Source organism: Ruminococcus sp. 210702-SL.1.03, from assembly GCF_020559915.1.
Taxonomy (GTDB): Bacteria; Bacillota; Clostridia; order Oscillospirales; family Ruminococcaceae; genus YE71.
The window spans coordinates 25,319-42,774 of sequence record NZ_JAJCLZ010000006.1; the positions used below are offsets into that span (position 1 = coordinate 25,319).

Sequence of the window (17,456 nt, forward strand, 5' to 3'; positions counted from 1 at the left end):
AAAAGAGAATATTTCGGAGTGTTGAGTAATGAAAAAACGCAGTCTTGATGCTGAGAGATCAGCAGAAAAGCGCGGCAGAGGCACTTCGTCGAACAGGGTGCTGAGGACGATTACTTTTGTTCTCACACCTTTTTTGATGTCTGCGCTGCTTTTCGGCGTTGTCGCGCTGGCAGCCGCGAAGCCTTTTGCCGCCGCGAAACCGTATGTCAACATCGTTTTTAATAACGATGACAACAGCATAAAAAATGCCAGAACTATAAATAAATACCGCGACGATAACGCACCTGTTCAGAAAAAAGAGGTCGAGGACGGCGCTACGGGCGAGATGCACACTATGGTTTATCCATATTATGGTGACAAATATGCCACGCTGAACTGCGAAGCGGCGGGTATGAACGATATTCCCGTTTACAGCGGCACTACAAACGACATTCTTGCCGAAGGCGCGGGCTGGTACAACGGCTCAGTCTATATCGGCCACGTCGGAAATGTCGTGTTGGCGGGTCATAACCACACATATTTTTACAATCTGCCTAAATGCAAGAAGGGCGACGAGGTAACGCTGGAAACGTCTTATGTCAAACAGACCTACATGGTCACCGACATCGAGATTTTCCACGAGGACGACCAGACCTACGTTCGCCCGACCGACGATGACAGGCTGACGATGTACACCTGCTGGAACAACGGTATGCTCGGAATGTCGGAGTACAGAATTGCCGTGATCTGCGAGTTGACCGACCGTGAATGGAAAGAGGTGGAGGAATGAAAAGACTTTACCACTACCCCGCGATGATCGTGTTGGCGCTGTTTGCGGCGCTTTTTGCCGTGATCTTTGAGGTCTGCACTTTTTTCTCTTTGGTGCTGATGAAGCCCGAGATCTATTCTGAGGCGATGGGCAGCAAGGGCGTTTCTGACGCGATCTACGAGGACTTGAACACATATTTCGAGCACTACGCCGCGCCGACGGGCATACCGAAAGAGGTATTTACCAAAAGCCTTGATAAAAGTGAACTTTCTAAAGCGGCTTACCAGCTTCTTTCCGACTCGCTGGCGTATTTATCTGACCCAAACGCTGTGAAACCAGAGCCGCAGTACGATTTCACGCAGCTTGATAAGGATATTACCGACTACATCGAGGCAAACACCGATCACGATAAGGTCGAGGACAAGGACGAGTACAATAAGCTGGTCGAGAATACCATATCTACCGCTGAGGGGCAAATAAAGAGCAGACTGGATGTAATGATGCTCTACACCCTCTCAAAAACAGGCTTCGCGGCGAAAGTTCACACCTGCGCGGGCTACATCAGATTTGGCGCGTTCGCGAGCGCCGCAGCTGCCGTGATCTTCCTCGCGGCAATGGTGATAGTTGACCGCCGCCACCCGCGCGATCTGCCTTACTGGTTCGGCTGCACGATATTCTCGGCTTCGACCTTGGTACTGGTGCCAAGCCTTTATCTGCAAAAAGTGCATTTCTTTGACAGATTTTTCGTAAAGAGCGACTATATTTATCGCACGGTAACGGGACTTTGCGACACCGCGCTTGACCACATCATCACCGCGCAGACAATAGCGCTGATGGTCGGCATTTTGCTGATACTGCTGACTCTCGTTATCCACGCTATATACCTAAAATACCTGCGCAGACGTTCGCGCAGCAGCTGATACAAAACCCGCGCGCCGCAGACCTTTATCTGCGGCGTTTTTGCATTTTTAGCCGCCAATAAATTCACAGCAGTTTTCTGCACTGTCAAATTCATTGTAAAAACTGCATAATACGCGCCGACTTGCAGATGATATACTGTTTAATGTGATGATTTTCTGCAAGTTCACAAAAAATACTTGCAAAATCAGCACGGCGGGAGTATAATATAATGTAGATCAATTGATGTTTGTATGGAGGTTTTTTGTGATGAAACTTACGGATATGAGCGCGCAGGAACTTGCCGCTTTTAAGCAGGACGTTCAGAAGGAATATGAAGCTTACAAGGCGCTGGGTCTTAAACTCAACATGGCGCGCGGTAAGCCGGGCGCTGAGCAGCTCGCGCTTTCTATGCCCATGCTCGACTGTCTTACTTCTAAGGACGCGGCGGAGCTTTCGGGCGATTATTTCAACTACGGCGGACTTGACGGCATTGCCGAGGCTAAGGAGCTTTTTGCGCCGATGCTGGGCGTTGACCCCAAAAACGTCATCGTTTTCGGCAACTCGAGCCTTAATATAATGTACGATACCGTTTCGCGCTGCTATAATTTCGGCGCTTCCAAAGATTCTAAGCCTTGGAAAGACTGCGGCAAGATCAAGTGGCTCTGCCCCGTTCCCGGTTACGACAGACATTTCGCGATAACCGAGCTTTTCGGTATCGAGATGATAAATATTCCCATGACCGCCGAAGGCCCCGACATGGATATGATCGAGAAACTGGTGGCTGAGGACGAGAGCATAAAGGGTATGTGGTGCGTGCCGATGTATGCTAACCCGACAGGCATAACCTACTCGGACGACACCGTTCGCCGCATTGCCGCTCTTGACCCCGCGGCCGGCGATTTCCGCATTTTCTGGGACAATGCTTACTGCATACACCATCTCACCGACACCCCCGATACCCTGCTCAACCTTTTCGACGAGCTGAAAAAGAACGGCAAGGAGGACATGGTGTATATGTTCGCTTCGACCTCTAAGGTAACTTTCCCCGGAAGCGGCGTTGCTATAATGGCGGCTTCGGAAGCGAACCTTGCTCATATAAGATCTACCATGACTATCCAGACCATCGGTCACGATAAACTGAATATGCTGCGCCATGTGAAGTTCTTCGGCAACTTCGAGAACGTAAAGGCGCATATGCAGAAGCACCGCGCGATACTCGAGCCGCGCTTTAACGCAGTTATCGAGGCTCTTGAAACTGAGATCGCGCCGCTCGGCATCGGCAGCTGGGTAAAGCCTAACGGCGGCTACTTTATCAGCTTCGACAGCGTTCCCGGCTGCGCTAAGAGGATAGTTGAGCTTTGCAAAGAGGCGGGCGTTGTGCTCACGGGCGCAGGCGCTACCTACCCCTATGGCAAAGACCCCGAGGACAAGAATATTCGCATAGCCCCCACCTACCCCAGTACCGAAGAGCTGAAAAAGGCTATGGAAATATTCGTATCGGCAGTAAAGCTTGCTACCGCCGAAAAGCTTTCAAAATAAAGCATTTTAGATATTTGAACACGCAAATACATTAAAATATGAAACATTACAAGCGGCGATATTCTTCGCCGTTTTGTTTTGTGAAAAGTGCTTTTTTTCATGCGCAATAATTGTGGATAAACACTATTGACAAACGCGCGGAAATGTGTGATAATTATAGTATGGATAAGTGGGCGAAGTGTGCCCGCAAGTTTGCAAAGAAAGGAAATTTTGATATGAAGATACTTAAAAGATCTCTCGCGGCTCTCTCGGCAGCGGCAGTAGCGGCAGGCGTATGCGGCTCTGTTTCGGCTTCCGCAGCAAGCGCTAAAGAGATGACTATGGCTGATATAATCAAAGACATGGGCGTAGGCATAAACCTCGGAAACACTTTCGAGTCCTGCGGCGTTGAAACAGGAATAGGAAGCTGGACATACAAGGCGGCTTTTGAAACAGGCTGGGGCAGTCCTAAGGTAACTCAGGCAATGATACAGGGCATGGCTGACGAGGGCTTCGGCTCGGTCAGAATACCCGTGGCTTGGTCTAATACATTTAAAAAGGGCGACACTACTTACACTATCGATCAGGACGCTCTCGACAGAGTTAAGGAAGTTGCTCAGTGGGCGGTAGACGCCGATATGTACGTTATCGTAAATATCCACTGGGACGGCGGCTGGTGGGCTAAGGCCTTCGGCACCGATAAGGACGAGGCTATGAAGCGCTATACCAGAATGTGGGAACAGATAGCTGACGAATTCAAGGACTTCGACCAGCACCTTATTTTCGAGTCGCTCAACGAAGAGGGCGGCAGCTGGGAAGAATATGTTTCGAAGGACGAGTCTTACAAGATACTCAACGAAGTAAACCAGACTTTCACCGACCTTGTAAGAAATTCCGGCGGAAATAACGCCGACAGACCTCTGCTCATCGCGGGTTACAACACCGACATCGCGAAGACCTGCGACGAAAGATTTGAAATGCCTAAGGACGACAAGAACCTCAGCGCGGTTTCCGTACACTACTACTCGCCGCAGCCTTTCGCTCTTGTTACCGACCCTGTAAGCTGGTGCCCGACCCCCCGCAAAGACTGGGGTACTGAGGAGGACTACATTGACCTCAACAACAGCATGGACACTCTGAAAAAGAGATTTGTTGACAACGGCGTGCCCGTTATCATGGGCGAGTGCGGCATGGGCTCTGAGATAATCACCAAGAACGAGGGCGATGCTACCAAGCTTATTCTCGCTGAGATCGAAGCTATGCGCACCAGAGGAATTGCCCCCGTACTTTGGGACATCAACTACACCGAGCCCAACAAGCAGGGCAACATTATCTACAACAGAAATACCTGCAAGCTTACCGACCCTGACATTAAGGCAGGCATCGCGGCACTTACTGACCTCGACCTCAAGAAAGACACCGTTATCTCGGGCGACACCGAGGCTGAGCTGACATACAAGGGCGACTCGAAGAAGCTTACCCTCACCGCTGACAGCGGCGCGGAAGTTAAGTACCTCTCGGGCAACGAGGACGTAGTTACAGTTGCGGCTGACGGCACTATCACCCCTGTTGCTGTCGGAACTACCGTTATAAAGGTATACACCGAAGCTACCGACGAATACCTGCCCGGCTACACCGAAGTTACCGTAAAGGTAGTAGCAGCCGAGAACCCGCCCGTAGTGCCCGACAGCAAAATGACTGTTGATAATTCTGTAAAGAATACTTCGCAGATCAAGCTGCCCGAAGGCTGGAAGTGGGTAAAGAACGTTGCTCTCGCAGAGGGTGAGACCACTACCGCTAAGGCTATCTACTCTAACAAAAACTACAAGAACCGTACAGTAGAGGTAGAAATATACAGACAGAAGGTCGGAGAGACTGACAGCAGCTCTGACAGCGACACTTCAAGCACCGAAGATACTTCTTCAAACAGCAGCTCCGCTTCTTCGAGCAGCTCTTCAAGCAGTTCGTCTGCAAGCTCCGGCTCTTCGTCAAGCACAAGCAGCGCGGCGTCTTCGTCCGGCTCTTCGGCTGTAAACAACGATAAGAATGCGGCGACCGGTATCGGCGGCGGCATTGCAGGCTTCGCTATCCTCGGCGCGGCTGCTATGGTAGTTGCTAAGAAAAAGGGCGAATAAGTCTGAAACCAACTGAATAAAACAAAAATCGGACGTTTAGCGGCGTCCGATTTTTTTGTGCATATTTGATCTTGCCGATCACAAAGACGGGAAGTGCCCCAGCCCCGCAAGCTCGGAATTGTTGAAGCGTCTATCGCCCGTGACGTCTTTCACAAGCTCGATCTGCGGCGGCAGGTCTACGCGCGCGGAAATGTCGGGCAGCTCGATCTCCAGCGTGGCAAATTCCCGCGAAAATGGGTATATGTCAAGCTCAAAGACTTGCCCGCGCCAGCGGAAAACCACGCGCTCTTTCTCTATCGGCGAGCGATTCGGCGCAGCTTCGGCACGCAGCCGCTCAAATTCCTCCTCGCTTATCTCGCGTTCCTCCTCGGTGCGCACGCCGAACGATACGTCGCTTTTCTCGGTGTATGTGCAGACGTAACCGCGCTCGGGCGTGCCGCGGCGGCGTATCCTGCGGCGCACGCCGTCCTGCTTTATCACAAGGTAGATCTGGAGTATCTCGGTGCGCTCGCACTCGGGCAGCTCCGCCAGCAGCTTTTCGCCCGGCATTTTGATAAGATATTTCCGCTCGATCTCAAGCGGCTTGCCTGTTTCTGACATATTTATCCCTCACAAACTTATCTTTTCGCCGTCCGCGCTCACCACTACGCTTTCGCATATGCGCGACAGCTCTTTCTTGAAATTCTGCGGGTACTTCTCCGCGGGGCTGTAATGTGTCAGCCAAAGCCGCTTTGCGCCTGCGCTTTTCGCGAGTCGGCAAGCGTCCTGCATCAGCATATGCCCCTTTTTGTTCATGCTCTGCTTTTTGTCAAGCTCGCCGTACATACCCTCGCAGATGAAGAGGTCAGCATTTTCGGCGAATTTCGCTATCCCGTTGAAAGGCAGCGTATCGGTGACGTAGCAGAGCTTCACGGCGGGGCGGCTCTCGCCCGTTACCATCTCGGCGGTGATATTCTCGCCGCTTTCGAGTGTTACGCTTCCGCCTGCGTGCAGTTTGCGCCATTCTCTGACGGGCACGCCGAGCGCTTTTGCCTTTTCGGGCAGGAAAACAGGCTTGCGGCGGAAGGTCAGCGAGTAGCCAAGACAGCGGGTGCTGTGGCGCAGGGGCAGTGTGCATATCTCGAGCATCGGGTCGATCTTTTCGGCGATGAAGCTTGTCGGCTCGGCAATCGGCAGCTCGTGGAAAAATATCTCAAACGGCAGTCTGTCGCAAATGCCCAACAGCCCGCGAACAGCCGTCAGCGTGCCCTGCGGCAGGTAAATATCCAGCGGCTCGGTGCGCGAGGCGTTGCCTAACGAGAGCAGAAAGCCGGGCAGACCCGAGATGTGGTCGGCGTGTATGTGCGTGATGAGCAGTATGTCGATGCGGCTGATCTTGCAGTCGGCGCAGGTCAGCGCTATCTGCGTGCCCTCGCCGCAGTCGATGAGCACCGCTTTTCCCTCGTGCTCGATGTAGCAGGAGGTCAGCCAGCGCTCTTTCAGCGGCATCATTCCTCCAGTTCCAATAAGGCAAATGTCAGTCATTTTCCCGCTCCTTTCGCTTTTTGTCACTAAAATGCAGAGCCGCCGCGCCTACCGCCCATGCCAGCGCCAGCCCGCAGAGCGCCCCGCAGCTGTCTATCAAAACGTCGCGTACCTGCGCGCTTCGTCCCGCCACGAAAAGCTGATGAAATTCGTCGCTCGCGGCGTAGGCGGTCGTGAATATCCATGCCGCGGCGTAGGCTTTTAACGGCTTGCGAGCGCCCTCATTCGCGAGCTTTTTGAACGTCACGAAAAATTGCGACGAGATCACCGCAAGCACAAGATATGCCGTGAAATGCGCGCATTTGCGCACGATGAATTGCAGGTTCTCGACAAATTCCGCGCGCCCAGCCCCGCTGAATCCGGAAAAATCGGGCACTATCAGTTCGCAGAAAAAGTTTATAAATCCGCCGCTCGTCCGGCTCGACTCGTCGCCCGGCTGTGAGGAGAGGTAGAATATCAGCCCGCACCATGCCGCCGAAAGCACAGCAAAAATCAGCCTTTTCAGCGTTCGGCGGTCGATGTATCTCAGAAATCCAAAACTGCTCATTCGTCCGCGCACCCGCTTTCAGCCGCGCAGTTTTCGCGGATAAATCCCAGCAGTGCGCCGCGCTCGTTCGGCACGCGCTCTTCCACCACGGCGGCGAGGGTCTGCTTCAGCGCGTCGCCGATAGCCTTGCCTTTCAGCCCAAGCGCCGCTGCGTCGCGCCCGTTTATCGCGAGGTCGCTGAGCTTCAGGCAGGCGTTCTCTTCCTCAAGCTGTATCGCTATCTTCGCCATTTCGTCCAGCGCCGCCAGCTTCTCCGCGCGTTTGTAGTTCGACTGCGCGAGGGTGTCGGCGCGGCGTATCTCGAGGTAGTCCATGAAAAACTGCATATCGTACTTCGAGATGAATTTCGCGACGTTTTTCCGCTTGGGCGGGAAACGCGTGTCATGCTCGGCGATGAGGGCACAGGCGTGCTCACGCGTGTAGTTGTCCGATCTCATGCGGCGCAGTATCTCGTCAGCGTACTCCGCGCTCTTGAATTGGTGCTTTTTGAAGTGCGCCATGCCGCTCTCGTCGGTGAAAAACATATCCGGTTTGCCGATGTCGTGCAGAAGCATAACCAGCCTCAGCAGCGGGTCAGGGCGTATATTATCGACGCTGTGTGTGATGTGTTCCCACACGTCGCAGCAGTGATGCGGGTTGTTCTGCGGAAAATCGAAGCAGGGGCGCACCTCGGGTATCACCTGCGCGATTATCTCGCGAAAGCGTCGCAAGACCTCGCCCGCGTGGGGCTGTACCAGCAGCGACCTCAGCTCGGCGTAAATGCGCTCCGCCGAAACGCCGTCCAGCAGACCGCGCATCTCCATAGCGGCGTGCGCCGTGTTTTCCTCGACCTCGAAGCCCGTTTTAGCCGCGAACCGCACCGCCCGAAGTATGCGCAGAGCGTCCTCGTCGAAGCGCTTTTTCGGGTCGCCGACGCACCTCAGCACACCGCGCCGAATGTCCTCCTCGCCGCCAAACGGGTCGAAAAGCTCGCCGCGCAGGCTCAGGCACATCGCGTTTATCGTGAAATCACGCCGCTCGAGGTCGCTTCTGATGTCGCGCACGAACTGCACGCTTTCGGGGCGGCGGTGGTCCAGGTAGTCGCCGTCGGTGCGGTAAGTGGTTATCTCTACCTGCTCGCCGTCGATGATGACGGTCACCGTGCCGTGTTTCAGCCCCGTTGGTATCGTCCGCAGACCGTCAAACACCGCGAGGGTCTGCTCGGGCAGGGCGCTTGTGCAGATGTCCCAGTCGTGCACCTGCGCTCCGCGTATCGAGTCGCGCACGCACCCGCCCACGCACCACGCTTCAAAGCCAGCGTTTTCAAGCATTTTCAGCGCCTGCGCGGCATATTTCGGTATTTTTATATCCAAAATTTTCATTCTATCATTCCTTTTAATTTTGCCCTTGTTTGGAAATAATATCGTAATAACGATCAGAAAGGGCGGCAAGACAATGGCAGTTGCAGAGAATTTTACAAACATATATCGCGAACGCCGCCGTTTTTTCGCACTTCTGTTGAAGCTTGGCTGGGGCGTTTTTGCTGGGCTGCTCGAAAGCCGCGGTCTGCCGAAAATTTTCTGTCTTATCTCGATGCTGCCGATCTTCAGCGCGATGGAGTGCCGCACCCGCCGCGTGCTCGTGCTGAAGATCCTGCCGTTCCTAGCCTCCTACTGCATCACGAAAAGCTCGTTTTTGCTGACTATCCGCGATATTTCGGGTCTGCCGTTCGGCAAATATTCAGGCGCGTTCGCGCTGCTGGCGGTGCTCGCGACGGCGGGGATAATGCTGCTCCCGCTCGCCGCTGCGCTCAGCTTTTACGTCGGCGTGCGCCCCTCAGATGTCGGCAAACTGCGCGGCGCGGCGTACCTCTCGGCGCTCTGGGCGGGCGGGGAGTACCTCAGCGGGTGTCTTGGTTTTTTCTCGTTCCCGTGGCTGGGCGTGTGGGCGCAGGCGGATGGCGCGCTGCCGCTCACCCTCACCGCGAACCTGCTCGGCTGCCGATTTACCAGCTTTATCATCATGTATTTTAATGGCTTGGTGTACATTTTCTGCCGCTCGGTAAAGCTGCGCCGCCGGAAGCCTATGGTGAAGTGCGTGGCGGCTTTCATCGCGGTCGGCGGGCTGGTCGGCATCTATGGCAATTCTGAGATCTCGGCGCTGAAAGCTGAGTCTGCCGATTGCGAAAAGCTTACCGCCGCCGCTTTGCAGCTCGACTGCGAGGGCAGGGAAAAGTCCGCGATGAAGCCCGCGCAGTCGGCGCGCGAGTATATGCGCCTTGCCGAAAAGTTCACCTCCGCCGATGTGATATTCCTGCCCGAAACCGCTGTAAACGCCACTTTTTCCGCCACCCACGCCGCATTTTCTCAGCTAGTCGAGTTCGCCGAAAAAAGCGGCAAAACGGTCGTGACGGGCTGCTTTTATAAGGACGAAACGCGCGGCGAAAAGTACAACGCCGTTATCGCCGTAACGCCTGACGGCGCGGCGGACAGCCGCTATTGCAAGAGCCGCCTTGTGCCTTTCGGCGAGTTCGTGCCGTTTGCGAAAAACAGCCTTGCCGCCTGCACCGCGCCATGTAAGCCGATAGATGTCGGCGGGGTGCGGATAGCCTGCGGCGTCTGCGTCGAGTCGATATACGGCGATATTTTTCGCGGGCAGGTGCGTCAGGCCGCGCAGCTTATTTTTATCCCGACCAACGATTCGTGGTTCGGCAGCTCGTTCGCGCGGCGGGCGCACTACGTTCACGCCAAAATGCGCGCGGTGGAAAACTCGCGTTACACCGTTCGCGCGGGCAACTGCGGTATATCTGCGATAATAACGCCGTGGGGCGAGGAAGCCGCCGCCGACCGCAGCCGCGAAAAGGGCGGTGTGTGCGCCGAAACGGCTTTGCTCAGCTCGAAAAGTTTGTACACCACCCTAGGCGATGTTTTCATGCTGCTGCCGCTCACCCTTGCGGTGATGAGCGGTGCGGCGAGCGCGAAAGCGCGGTTCAGTCGGCGAATGTGATCTTGAAAAGCCTTGCCGTGCAGGGTTTTCTGAGCTGTACTGCCAGCTTGCCGCTCTCTTTGTGCCACTCGAAACGCTCTTCGTTGAAGCTCGGGTAGACGCAGCTTACCTCGGCGTTTTTGCCCGCGAGGAATTTTATCGGCAGTTCGGCAACGTCCTCCGCCGACTCTCTGCGCCATACCGCTATGTACGCGCACTTTTCGCAGCGCAGACCCAGCGATACCCATTCATCCGAAAAGCTTGATGTGCCCAAGCTCCAGAAGGGCAGGGCGGTCTTGATGTTGCGGCGTATCTTTTTGTAAACGGCTATGCCCTCTTTCACCAGCGCGCCGCTCTGCTCGTCGATGTTGGCAAGGTGGCCGCTCTGGTGTATGCGCAGCAGCATCGCGTTTATCATGTTGAATACCGTCTGCTCGCGGTCGCCGCCGTACATCGGGTAGCTCCATACCGCAGCCTGCTCGGGGGTGAGCGCCAGGGGCGCGTTTGCCGCTATCGTGCAGTATTTTCTATAATCGTCCTGATCTGAGGTGGACTGTATCGAGTAGCGCGAGAGCATCGCGTAATCCATACGCAGCCCGCCGCTCGAGCAGTTTTCGATGATGAGGTCGGGGTAGCGCGCGAAAACGCCGTCGAGCCACGCGGTGTACGCACGCTCGTGCCCCAGCAGACCATCGCCCGCATTTTCCGCGTTCTGTTCAGTGCCTATTCCCGGCTCTATGTTATAATCCATTTTGATATAGCCCACGCCGTAGTCTTTTACAAGTCGGTCGATGACCGAATCTGCGTATGCGCGCACCTTTTCGCTGCGGAAGTCGAGCTGATAGCGCGAGCGGTCGAAAACGCGCTTGCCGTGCCGCATGAAGAACCAGCTGTCGTCGGCGGTGTCCTTCAGCAGCGGGCAGTGTATGCCCATTACTTCTATCTCAAGCCACACGCCGGGTATCATTCCGCGCTCGCGTATGCGGTCGGTTATCTCTTTCAGTCCGTTCGGGAAGCGGCGGCGGCTCTCGCGCCATTCGCCTACTTCGTCCCACCAGCCGCCGTCGGCGTACCAGCCTGCGTCGATGCAGAAATATCCGCAGCCCGCCTTAGCCGCCGCGTCGATGAGCGGAAACTCTTTTTCGGCGGTGGGGTCGCCCCAAAGGCAGTTCATGTAGTCGTTAAAAATCACGGGCAGATTTTCGTTGTCGCGGTTTCTGCGGCGTATAGCGCGGCGGTATTTCGTCAGCTCGCCCACCGCTTCGTCAAAGCCCTCGCTGCTCACGCATACCGCGCATGGCACGCTCGTAAAGCTCTCGCCCACCGCCAGCGTCTTGCTCCAGTGCGATTCTATCTCGCTCGGCCCTGAAAGCTGCAAGTAGAGGTGACCCTCGCGGTCTGAGATTTCCCAGTGCCACGAGCCGTTGTGCTCTATCTGCCATAGCATAACGCTGCCGACCTCGGTGTTTTCAAGGCAGCCCATAGGTATGTACTCCTTAGCCGACCAGTTGCCGACATTCGTGCAGGCGAATACTTTTGAGGAGTGCTGATAGTCGAGCGGCTGAGCCATTTCAAGACCTACCTGCGGCAGGGTGTATGTTTTCCATTGAAGCTCGCGCTGCCAAGAGTTGTGGCAAACGCCTATGCGCATCTTCTCGTCCTGCGTGCGCAGACCCTCTTTCTCTATGCCCGTCAGACAGAATGAAGATACATATTCAAGCGTCTGCGGCTCGCTGCCCTGATTTTCTACCACCGTCCAGCAGCGCACGGCGGATATGCCATTGTAGAACTGAAAGTGCGAAGTGACGAGCGTGCCCGTGCCTTCGTCGAACTGCGCTATCTCGAGCTTTCTGCCCGTCTGATTGCAGGTGTCGGTGAAGTCTTTGAATTTCAGCGTGTATCCCGGCGCGGTTACGATGTACTTGTTGCCGTGGCGCTCGCCCGCGCGGTCGATGCCCGACATCTGCACTTCGCAGAGGTTAAAGCCGTAAGTCCCGCTGCGCGAAGTCAGCGTTTTTTCGTCAAATGGCAGCGCCGAAAAATGCAGCAGCCGTGCGCGGTTTTCATCGTCTATCTCCAGCACGAAATATATGCCGTTTTCAAAAATCTCTATCCTCTTCATGTTATTTTCCTCTCATTTCCATAAGCCGGTCAAGTATCATATCCGCCGCCTGCAATTTGCTCATCTTTTCAAGCTCTTCTGTGCCGTCGGCAGTGATGAGCGTGAGCACGTTGGTATCAGTGCCGAAGCCTGCTCCCTCGGTGCGCAGCGAGTTCGCGCATATCATATCGCAGTTTTTCGCTTTCAGCTTGCGGCTCGAGTTTTCAAGCAGATCGCGCGTTTCCATCGAAAATCCGCAGATAAGCTGACCAGCGCGCTTGTTCTCGCCCAGCGCTTTGAGAATATCTTTGGTGCGGCGCAGCGGTATAGCCATCTCGCCGTCTGATTTTTTTATCTTGTCCTCAGCCGTGTGCTCGGGGGTGTAGTCGGCTACTGCCGCGGCTTTTACTATAATGTCCTGCTCGGGTGCGCGGGCTGTCACCTCGCGGTACATATCCTCGGCGGTGCGCACGTTCACTATCTCGGCAAAAGGCGGCATCTCGGCGGTGCAGCTTCCCGCGACCAGCGTAACGTCAGCGCCGCGCAGCGAAGCCGCCCGCGCTATGGCAGCGCCCATCTTGCCCGTAGAGTGGTTTGTGATAAAGCGCACGGGGTCGATAGGCTCGCAGGTAGCGCCCGCGGTAACAAGCAGCTTCACGCCCGCCATGTCCTTCGGCTTTGCTATCTCCTGCAATACCCGGTCGATGAGTATTTTCACGTCCGGCAGCTTGCCGTCGCCGATGTCGCGGTTGGCGAGCATACCGCGTGCCGGCTCGATTATTCCGTAGCCATAGCGGCGCAGTTTTTCTATATTCTCCTGCACTATCGGGTTGTGCAGCATATTGTGGTTCATGGCGGGGGCTACCAGCTTTTTGCAGGTGCACGCCATAACGGTAGTGGTCAGCATATCGTCTGCGATGCCGCAGGCTATCTTGCCGATGACGTTTGCCGAAGCGGGGGCTATCAGCACTACGTCGGCAGCCTTAGCGAGGGCGACGTGCTCTACGCTGTACTGAAAATTGCGGTCGAATGTATCTATAAGGCACTTATGCTGAGTGAGCGTTTCAAAGGTTATGGGGTTTATAAACTGCGTGGCGTTCTGAGTCATGAGAACGTGCACATCTGCGTGGAGCTTTGTAAGCTCGCGCGCGCAGTCTGCCATTTTGTAGGCGGCGATGCTGCCCGTAACGGCTATAACTACGGTCTTTCCTGTTAGCATGGCTATTTCCTCCATCTAAAATCATCTATAATAAAGTATACACTATTATTATAACACATTTTCGCCGCGAATGGTAGGGGTAAGCGCAAACTTTTTTTCAAAAGTAAAAATAAAGTAATTGCGCGCTGAAAATCTTGACTATTACGATAAAATGAAGTATAATAAAGGAAAGCGTTTGGCTTTTTGCTTTTTTAAAGAAAGGACAGATAGTTTATGAGAAAGACAAAAATAGTATGTACCGTAGGCCCTGCTACCGAGGACGAAAACACCCTGCGCGAGCTTATGAGATCGGGTATGGACGTAGCGCGCTTCAACTTTTCGCACTGCAATTATGAGATGGACGAAAAGCGCTTTCATATGGTGCGCAAGCTTTCTGACGAGCTGGGTCTGCACGTTGCTACCATGCTGGATACAAAAGGTCCTGAGATACGCCTGAAAGAGTTTGAAGAGCATAAGCCAGTGATGCTCGCAGACGGTGATACTTTTACCCTTACCACCCGCGAGGTAGTCGGCAATAAGGATATATGCTCGGTGAGCTTTGAGGGTCTGCCGAAAGACGTTTCCGCGGGCACGCGCATTCTCATAAACGACGGACTTATAGAAATGTCGGTAGAGTCGGTGACAAAGACCGACGTTGTATGTAAGGTAGTTCACGGCGGCGAGGTAAAAGACCACAAGGGCATAAACGTCCCCGGCGTAAAGCTTTCCATGCCCTACATCTCCGACGCCGATATGAGCGACCTGCAGTTCGGCGCTAAGCTGGGCTTTGACTTTATCGCGGCTTCGTTCGTGCGCTCGGGCGCTGACGTTATCTACCTGCGCAAGTTCACTCAGGCGTTGGGCTGGAACCATGTACGCATTATCGCGAAGATAGAAAACAGCGACGGAGTAGAGAATATCGACGAGATACTCGAGGCGGCTGACGGCATTATGGTAGCGCGCGGCGATATGGGCGTAGAGATACCCTTTGAGCAGATACCCGCTATACAGAAAGAGCTGATACATAAGGCTTACAACGCCGGCAAACAGGTAATAACCGCTACCCAGATGCTTGAGTCGATGATACTAAACCCCCGTCCCACCCGCGCTGAGATAACCGACGTTGCCAACGCTATCTACGACGGCACATCGGCGATAATGCTTTCGGGTGAAACTGCCGCGGGCAAGTATCCGATAGATGCTGTAAAGACAATGGCGCTGATAGCGGAAACTACCGAGAAGAACACCAACTACAAGAAGCTTTTTGAGATACATTCTGAAAACGACGAGTATTTCTGCCACGAAGTTACCGAGGCTATATCGCACGCTACCGTTACCACCGCCCACGACCTTGACGCGGCGGCGATAATCACCGTTACTAAGGGCGGCACTACCGCGCGCAGGCTCTCGAAATTCCGTCCGGAGTGCCCGATAATCGCGCTGACCACCAGCGAGCTTACCGCCCGCCAGATGAATATGTCTTGGGGTCTTGTTCCCGGGATAGTAGAGGAAGAGTCGGACACTGATAAGCTGATCGAAGTCGCTATCAAGAAGTCGGTAAATATGGGTCTGCTGAAGCACGGCGACCTAGTGGTAGTTACCGCAGGCGTGCCGCTCGGCGTAAGCGGAAACACCAATATGATGAGAGTAGAAACAGTTGACTAATATCATATGGCATAAAGCGAGCGGCAGACTTTTGGCAGGCGGGAAGTCCTGCGCGGGGGTCTGCCGCTTTTGTATTACGTTTCGTGGAAAGGCAGGTTTTGAAATATCATGCAGCAGATACTTGAACGCAGCGTGGTGTATGTGAAAGGGGTAGGGCCAAAGCGCGCCGAGCTTTTTGAAAAGGTGGGAGTATCCACCGTTTACGACCTGCTGCAATATTGCCCGCGCGACTATATCGACTTATCAGCGCCGTGCGAGATAAAAAACGCGCAGGGCGAAGACCCGCTTGTGATACGCGCGCGTGTTGTGAAAAAAATGCCGCCCGCCCGCATACGCAAGGGGCTGACGGTCTGCAAAGCCGTATTTACCGACGATACTGATGATATTACCGTCACCCTCTATAATCAGGAGTACCTTTTTGCGAGCCTGAAAGAGGGCGAGGACTACATACTTTACGGCAAGGTGGCGGGCAATATGGTGCGCCGCGAGATGAATTCGCCGATGGTGTTTTCCGCTGCATCTCCCGACCTTATCCTGCCCGTTTACCCGCTTACCGAGGGGCTTTCGCAGAACATTATCCGCAAAGCAGTCCGCGGCGCGCTCGATCTGGTGCTAGGCGAGGTGGAGGACATAATGCCGCAGTATGTGCGCGACAGCTGCCGTATGTGCAGCTTAGCCTGCGCTTGGGAAAACATACATTTTCCGAAAAGCCTTTACGGTGCTCACGAAGCCCGCAGGCGGCTGATATTTGACGAACTGCTGATACATTCGCTGGCGATAGCCTATCAGCGGCAGAACGAAGATTCTGACTCGAATTACATTATGCAGGCTCAGCCGCTGGAGGAATTTACCTCGGCGCTGCCTTTCACGCTTACAAAAACGCAGCTTCGCTCGCTTAACGACTGCACGGTGGCTATGCGCGGCGCTCATCGCATGAACAGGCTGATACAGGGCGACGTAGGCTGCGGAAAGACGGTAGTAGCGGCGGGCGCGGCGTGGTTCGCTTACAAAAACGGCTACCAGTCATGCGTTATGGCGCCTACCGAGATACTCGCGGCGCAGCATTACAAGACTTTTAAGAGCCTGCTGGAGCCGCTCGGCGTAAGGGTGGCGCTGCTGACAGGTTCGCTTACGCCGAAAAATAAGCGCGTGCTGAAAGAGCAGATAGCCGCGGGCGAATTTGACGTGATAGTCGGCACACACGCGCTTTTCTCCGAGAGCACCCATTTCAGCGATCTAGCGCTTGTCATCACCGACGAGCAGCACCGCTTCGGCGTGGAACAGCGCGCGGCGCTTTCGGCTAAGGGGCGCAATCCCCACCGCCTTGTAATGAGCGCTACGCCTATACCCCGCACCCTCGCGCTGATACTTTACGGCGACCTCGATATTTCCGTGATAAACGAGCTGCCCGCGGGCAGAAAGCCTATCTCGACCTACGCCGTTACGGGCAAAATGCGCGAGCGGGCTTTCGGCTTCGTAAAAAAACAGCTGGAGATGGGGCGGCAGGGCTACGTCGTATGCCCGATGATAGACGAGAGCGAGAGCGACTTGAACGACGTTACAAGCTATTCGCAAAAGCTCGCGCAGGGGGCGTTCGCTGATTACAAAGTCGGCTTGCTGCACGGCAGGATGTCGGCGGCGGAGAAGGAAGAGGTAATGAACGGCTTTAAGCGCGGCGAGATAGACCTGCTTGTCGCAACTACGGTGGTAGAGGTAGGCGTAGACGTGCCAAATGCTGCCGTTATGGTGATAGAGAACGCCGATAGGTTCGGGCTTTCGCAGCTTCACCAGCTTCGCGGCAGAGTCGGCAGAGGCGAGTGGGAGTCTTTCTGCATACTGATAACCGACAACACCTCGCCAGAATGTGTGCAGCGAATGAAAATAATCAGCAGGACCTCAGACGGCTTTAAGATAGCTGAAGAGGACTTGAAGCTGCGCGGCCCCGGCGACTTTTTCGGCACTCACCAGCACGGTCTGCCCGCATTCAAGCTCGCCGACCTAACGCGCGATATGCAGCTTCTTCAGACCGCTCAGCAGATGTCGAAGAGCATAATCGAGAGCGACCCGCAGCTAAAGCGCGCCGACCACCGCATAATGCGCGAACTTACTCAGCGGCTGATGCAGCGCGGCGCAGAGATGACCTAATGACCTGATGA

Annotated in this window: 13 protein-coding genes; 7 read left to right on the forward strand and 6 right to left on the reverse strand. The window is 54.7% G+C overall.

Annotation, left to right across the window (positions count from 1 at the left end; all coding sequences use genetic code 11):
* The first annotated feature begins 28 nt into the window (after window positions 1-28).
* The 4 genes from LI114_RS04835 (at window position 29) to LI114_RS04850 (ending at window position 5,301) form a co-directional block, all read left to right on the forward strand.
* Window positions 29-769 (forward strand): class D sortase, encoded by a 741-nt coding sequence (locus tag LI114_RS04835; RefSeq protein ID WP_227219690.1) that lies wholly within the window; start codon window positions 29-31, stop codon window positions 767-769.
* Complete coding sequence (locus tag LI114_RS04840) at window positions 766-1,668, forward strand: hypothetical protein (protein WP_227219691.1); 903 nt, start codon at window positions 766-768, stop codon at window positions 1,666-1,668. The genes LI114_RS04835 and LI114_RS04840 overlap by 4 nt, the downstream gene beginning before the upstream one ends.
* Before the next feature lie 247 nt (window positions 1,669-1,915).
* Window positions 1,916-3,187 (forward strand): aminotransferase class I/II-fold pyridoxal phosphate-dependent enzyme, encoded by a 1,272-nt coding sequence (locus LI114_RS04845; protein WP_227219692.1) that lies wholly within the window; start codon window positions 1,916-1,918, stop codon window positions 3,185-3,187.
* A 215-nt stretch (window positions 3,188-3,402) separates the two neighbouring features.
* Complete coding sequence (locus LI114_RS04850; RefSeq protein ID WP_227219693.1) at window positions 3,403-5,301, forward strand: glycoside hydrolase family 5 protein; 1,899 nt, start codon at window positions 3,403-3,405, stop codon at window positions 5,299-5,301.
* Between the two features lie 78 nt (window positions 5,302-5,379).
* On the opposite strand, the gene LI114_RS04855 is transcribed toward LI114_RS04850, so the two are convergent.
* Genes LI114_RS04855 through LI114_RS04870 form a run of 4 tightly spaced genes read right to left on the reverse strand, consistent with a single transcriptional unit; the run spans window position 5,380 to window position 8,733 of the window.
* The gene (locus LI114_RS04855; protein WP_227219694.1) at window positions 5,380-5,901 is read right to left on the reverse strand and encodes a hypothetical protein; all 522 of its coding nucleotides are present in this window, start codon (window positions 5,899-5,901) and stop codon (window positions 5,380-5,382) included.
* 9 nt (window positions 5,902-5,910) lie between these two features.
* Window positions 5,911-6,825 (reverse strand): ribonuclease Z, encoded by a 915-nt coding sequence (locus LI114_RS04860; RefSeq protein ID WP_227219695.1) that lies wholly within the window; start codon window positions 6,823-6,825, stop codon window positions 5,911-5,913.
* A complete protein-coding gene (locus tag LI114_RS04865) occupies window positions 6,818-7,372 on the reverse strand; it encodes a VanZ family protein (RefSeq protein ID WP_227219696.1) in 555 nt (184 codons plus the stop codon). The genes LI114_RS04860 and LI114_RS04865 overlap by 8 nt, the downstream gene beginning before the upstream one ends.
* Window positions 7,369-8,733: a CCA tRNA nucleotidyltransferase gene (locus tag LI114_RS04870; RefSeq protein ID WP_227219697.1), complete on the reverse strand. Its 1,365-nt coding sequence runs from the start codon at window positions 8,731-8,733 to the stop codon at window positions 7,369-7,371. Before LI114_RS04870 ends, LI114_RS04865 begins: the two co-directional genes overlap by 4 nt.
* 73 nt (window positions 8,734-8,806) lie before the next feature.
* Here LI114_RS04870 and lnt point away from each other — a divergent pair, with 73 nt between their 5' ends.
* Window positions 8,807-10,357: an apolipoprotein N-acyltransferase gene (lnt, locus tag LI114_RS04875; protein ID WP_227219698.1), complete on the forward strand. Its 1,551-nt coding sequence runs from the start codon at window positions 8,807-8,809 to the stop codon at window positions 10,355-10,357.
* Here lnt and LI114_RS04880 read toward each other — a convergent pair.
* Both LI114_RS04880 and coaBC read right to left on the reverse strand, forming a co-directional pair.
* On the reverse strand, window positions 10,341-12,458 hold the full coding sequence (locus LI114_RS04880; protein WP_227219699.1) for a glycoside hydrolase family 36 protein: 2,118 nt from the start codon (window positions 12,456-12,458) through the stop codon (window positions 10,341-10,343). The two genes, lnt and LI114_RS04880, sit on opposite strands and share 17 nt — an antisense overlap.
* A gap of 1 nt (window position 12,459) precedes the next feature.
* Entirely contained in the window at window positions 12,460-13,656 is a 1,197-nt protein-coding gene (coaBC, locus tag LI114_RS04885) for a bifunctional phosphopantothenoylcysteine decarboxylase/phosphopantothenate--cysteine ligase CoaBC (protein ID WP_227219700.1), read from the reverse strand.
* Window positions 13,657-13,869: 213 nt separating this feature from the next.
* On the opposite strand from coaBC, the gene pyk reads away from it, so the two are divergent.
* Together pyk and recG are read left to right on the forward strand one after the other, a co-directional pair.
* Window positions 13,870-15,300 (forward strand): pyruvate kinase, encoded by a 1,431-nt coding sequence (gene pyk / locus LI114_RS04890; RefSeq protein ID WP_227219701.1) that lies wholly within the window; start codon window positions 13,870-13,872, stop codon window positions 15,298-15,300.
* A gap of 108 nt (window positions 15,301-15,408) precedes the next feature.
* A complete protein-coding gene (recG, locus tag LI114_RS04895) occupies window positions 15,409-17,445 on the forward strand; it encodes an ATP-dependent DNA helicase RecG (protein ID WP_227219702.1) in 2,037 nt (678 codons plus the stop codon).
* Window positions 17,446-17,456 lie beyond the last annotated feature (11 nt).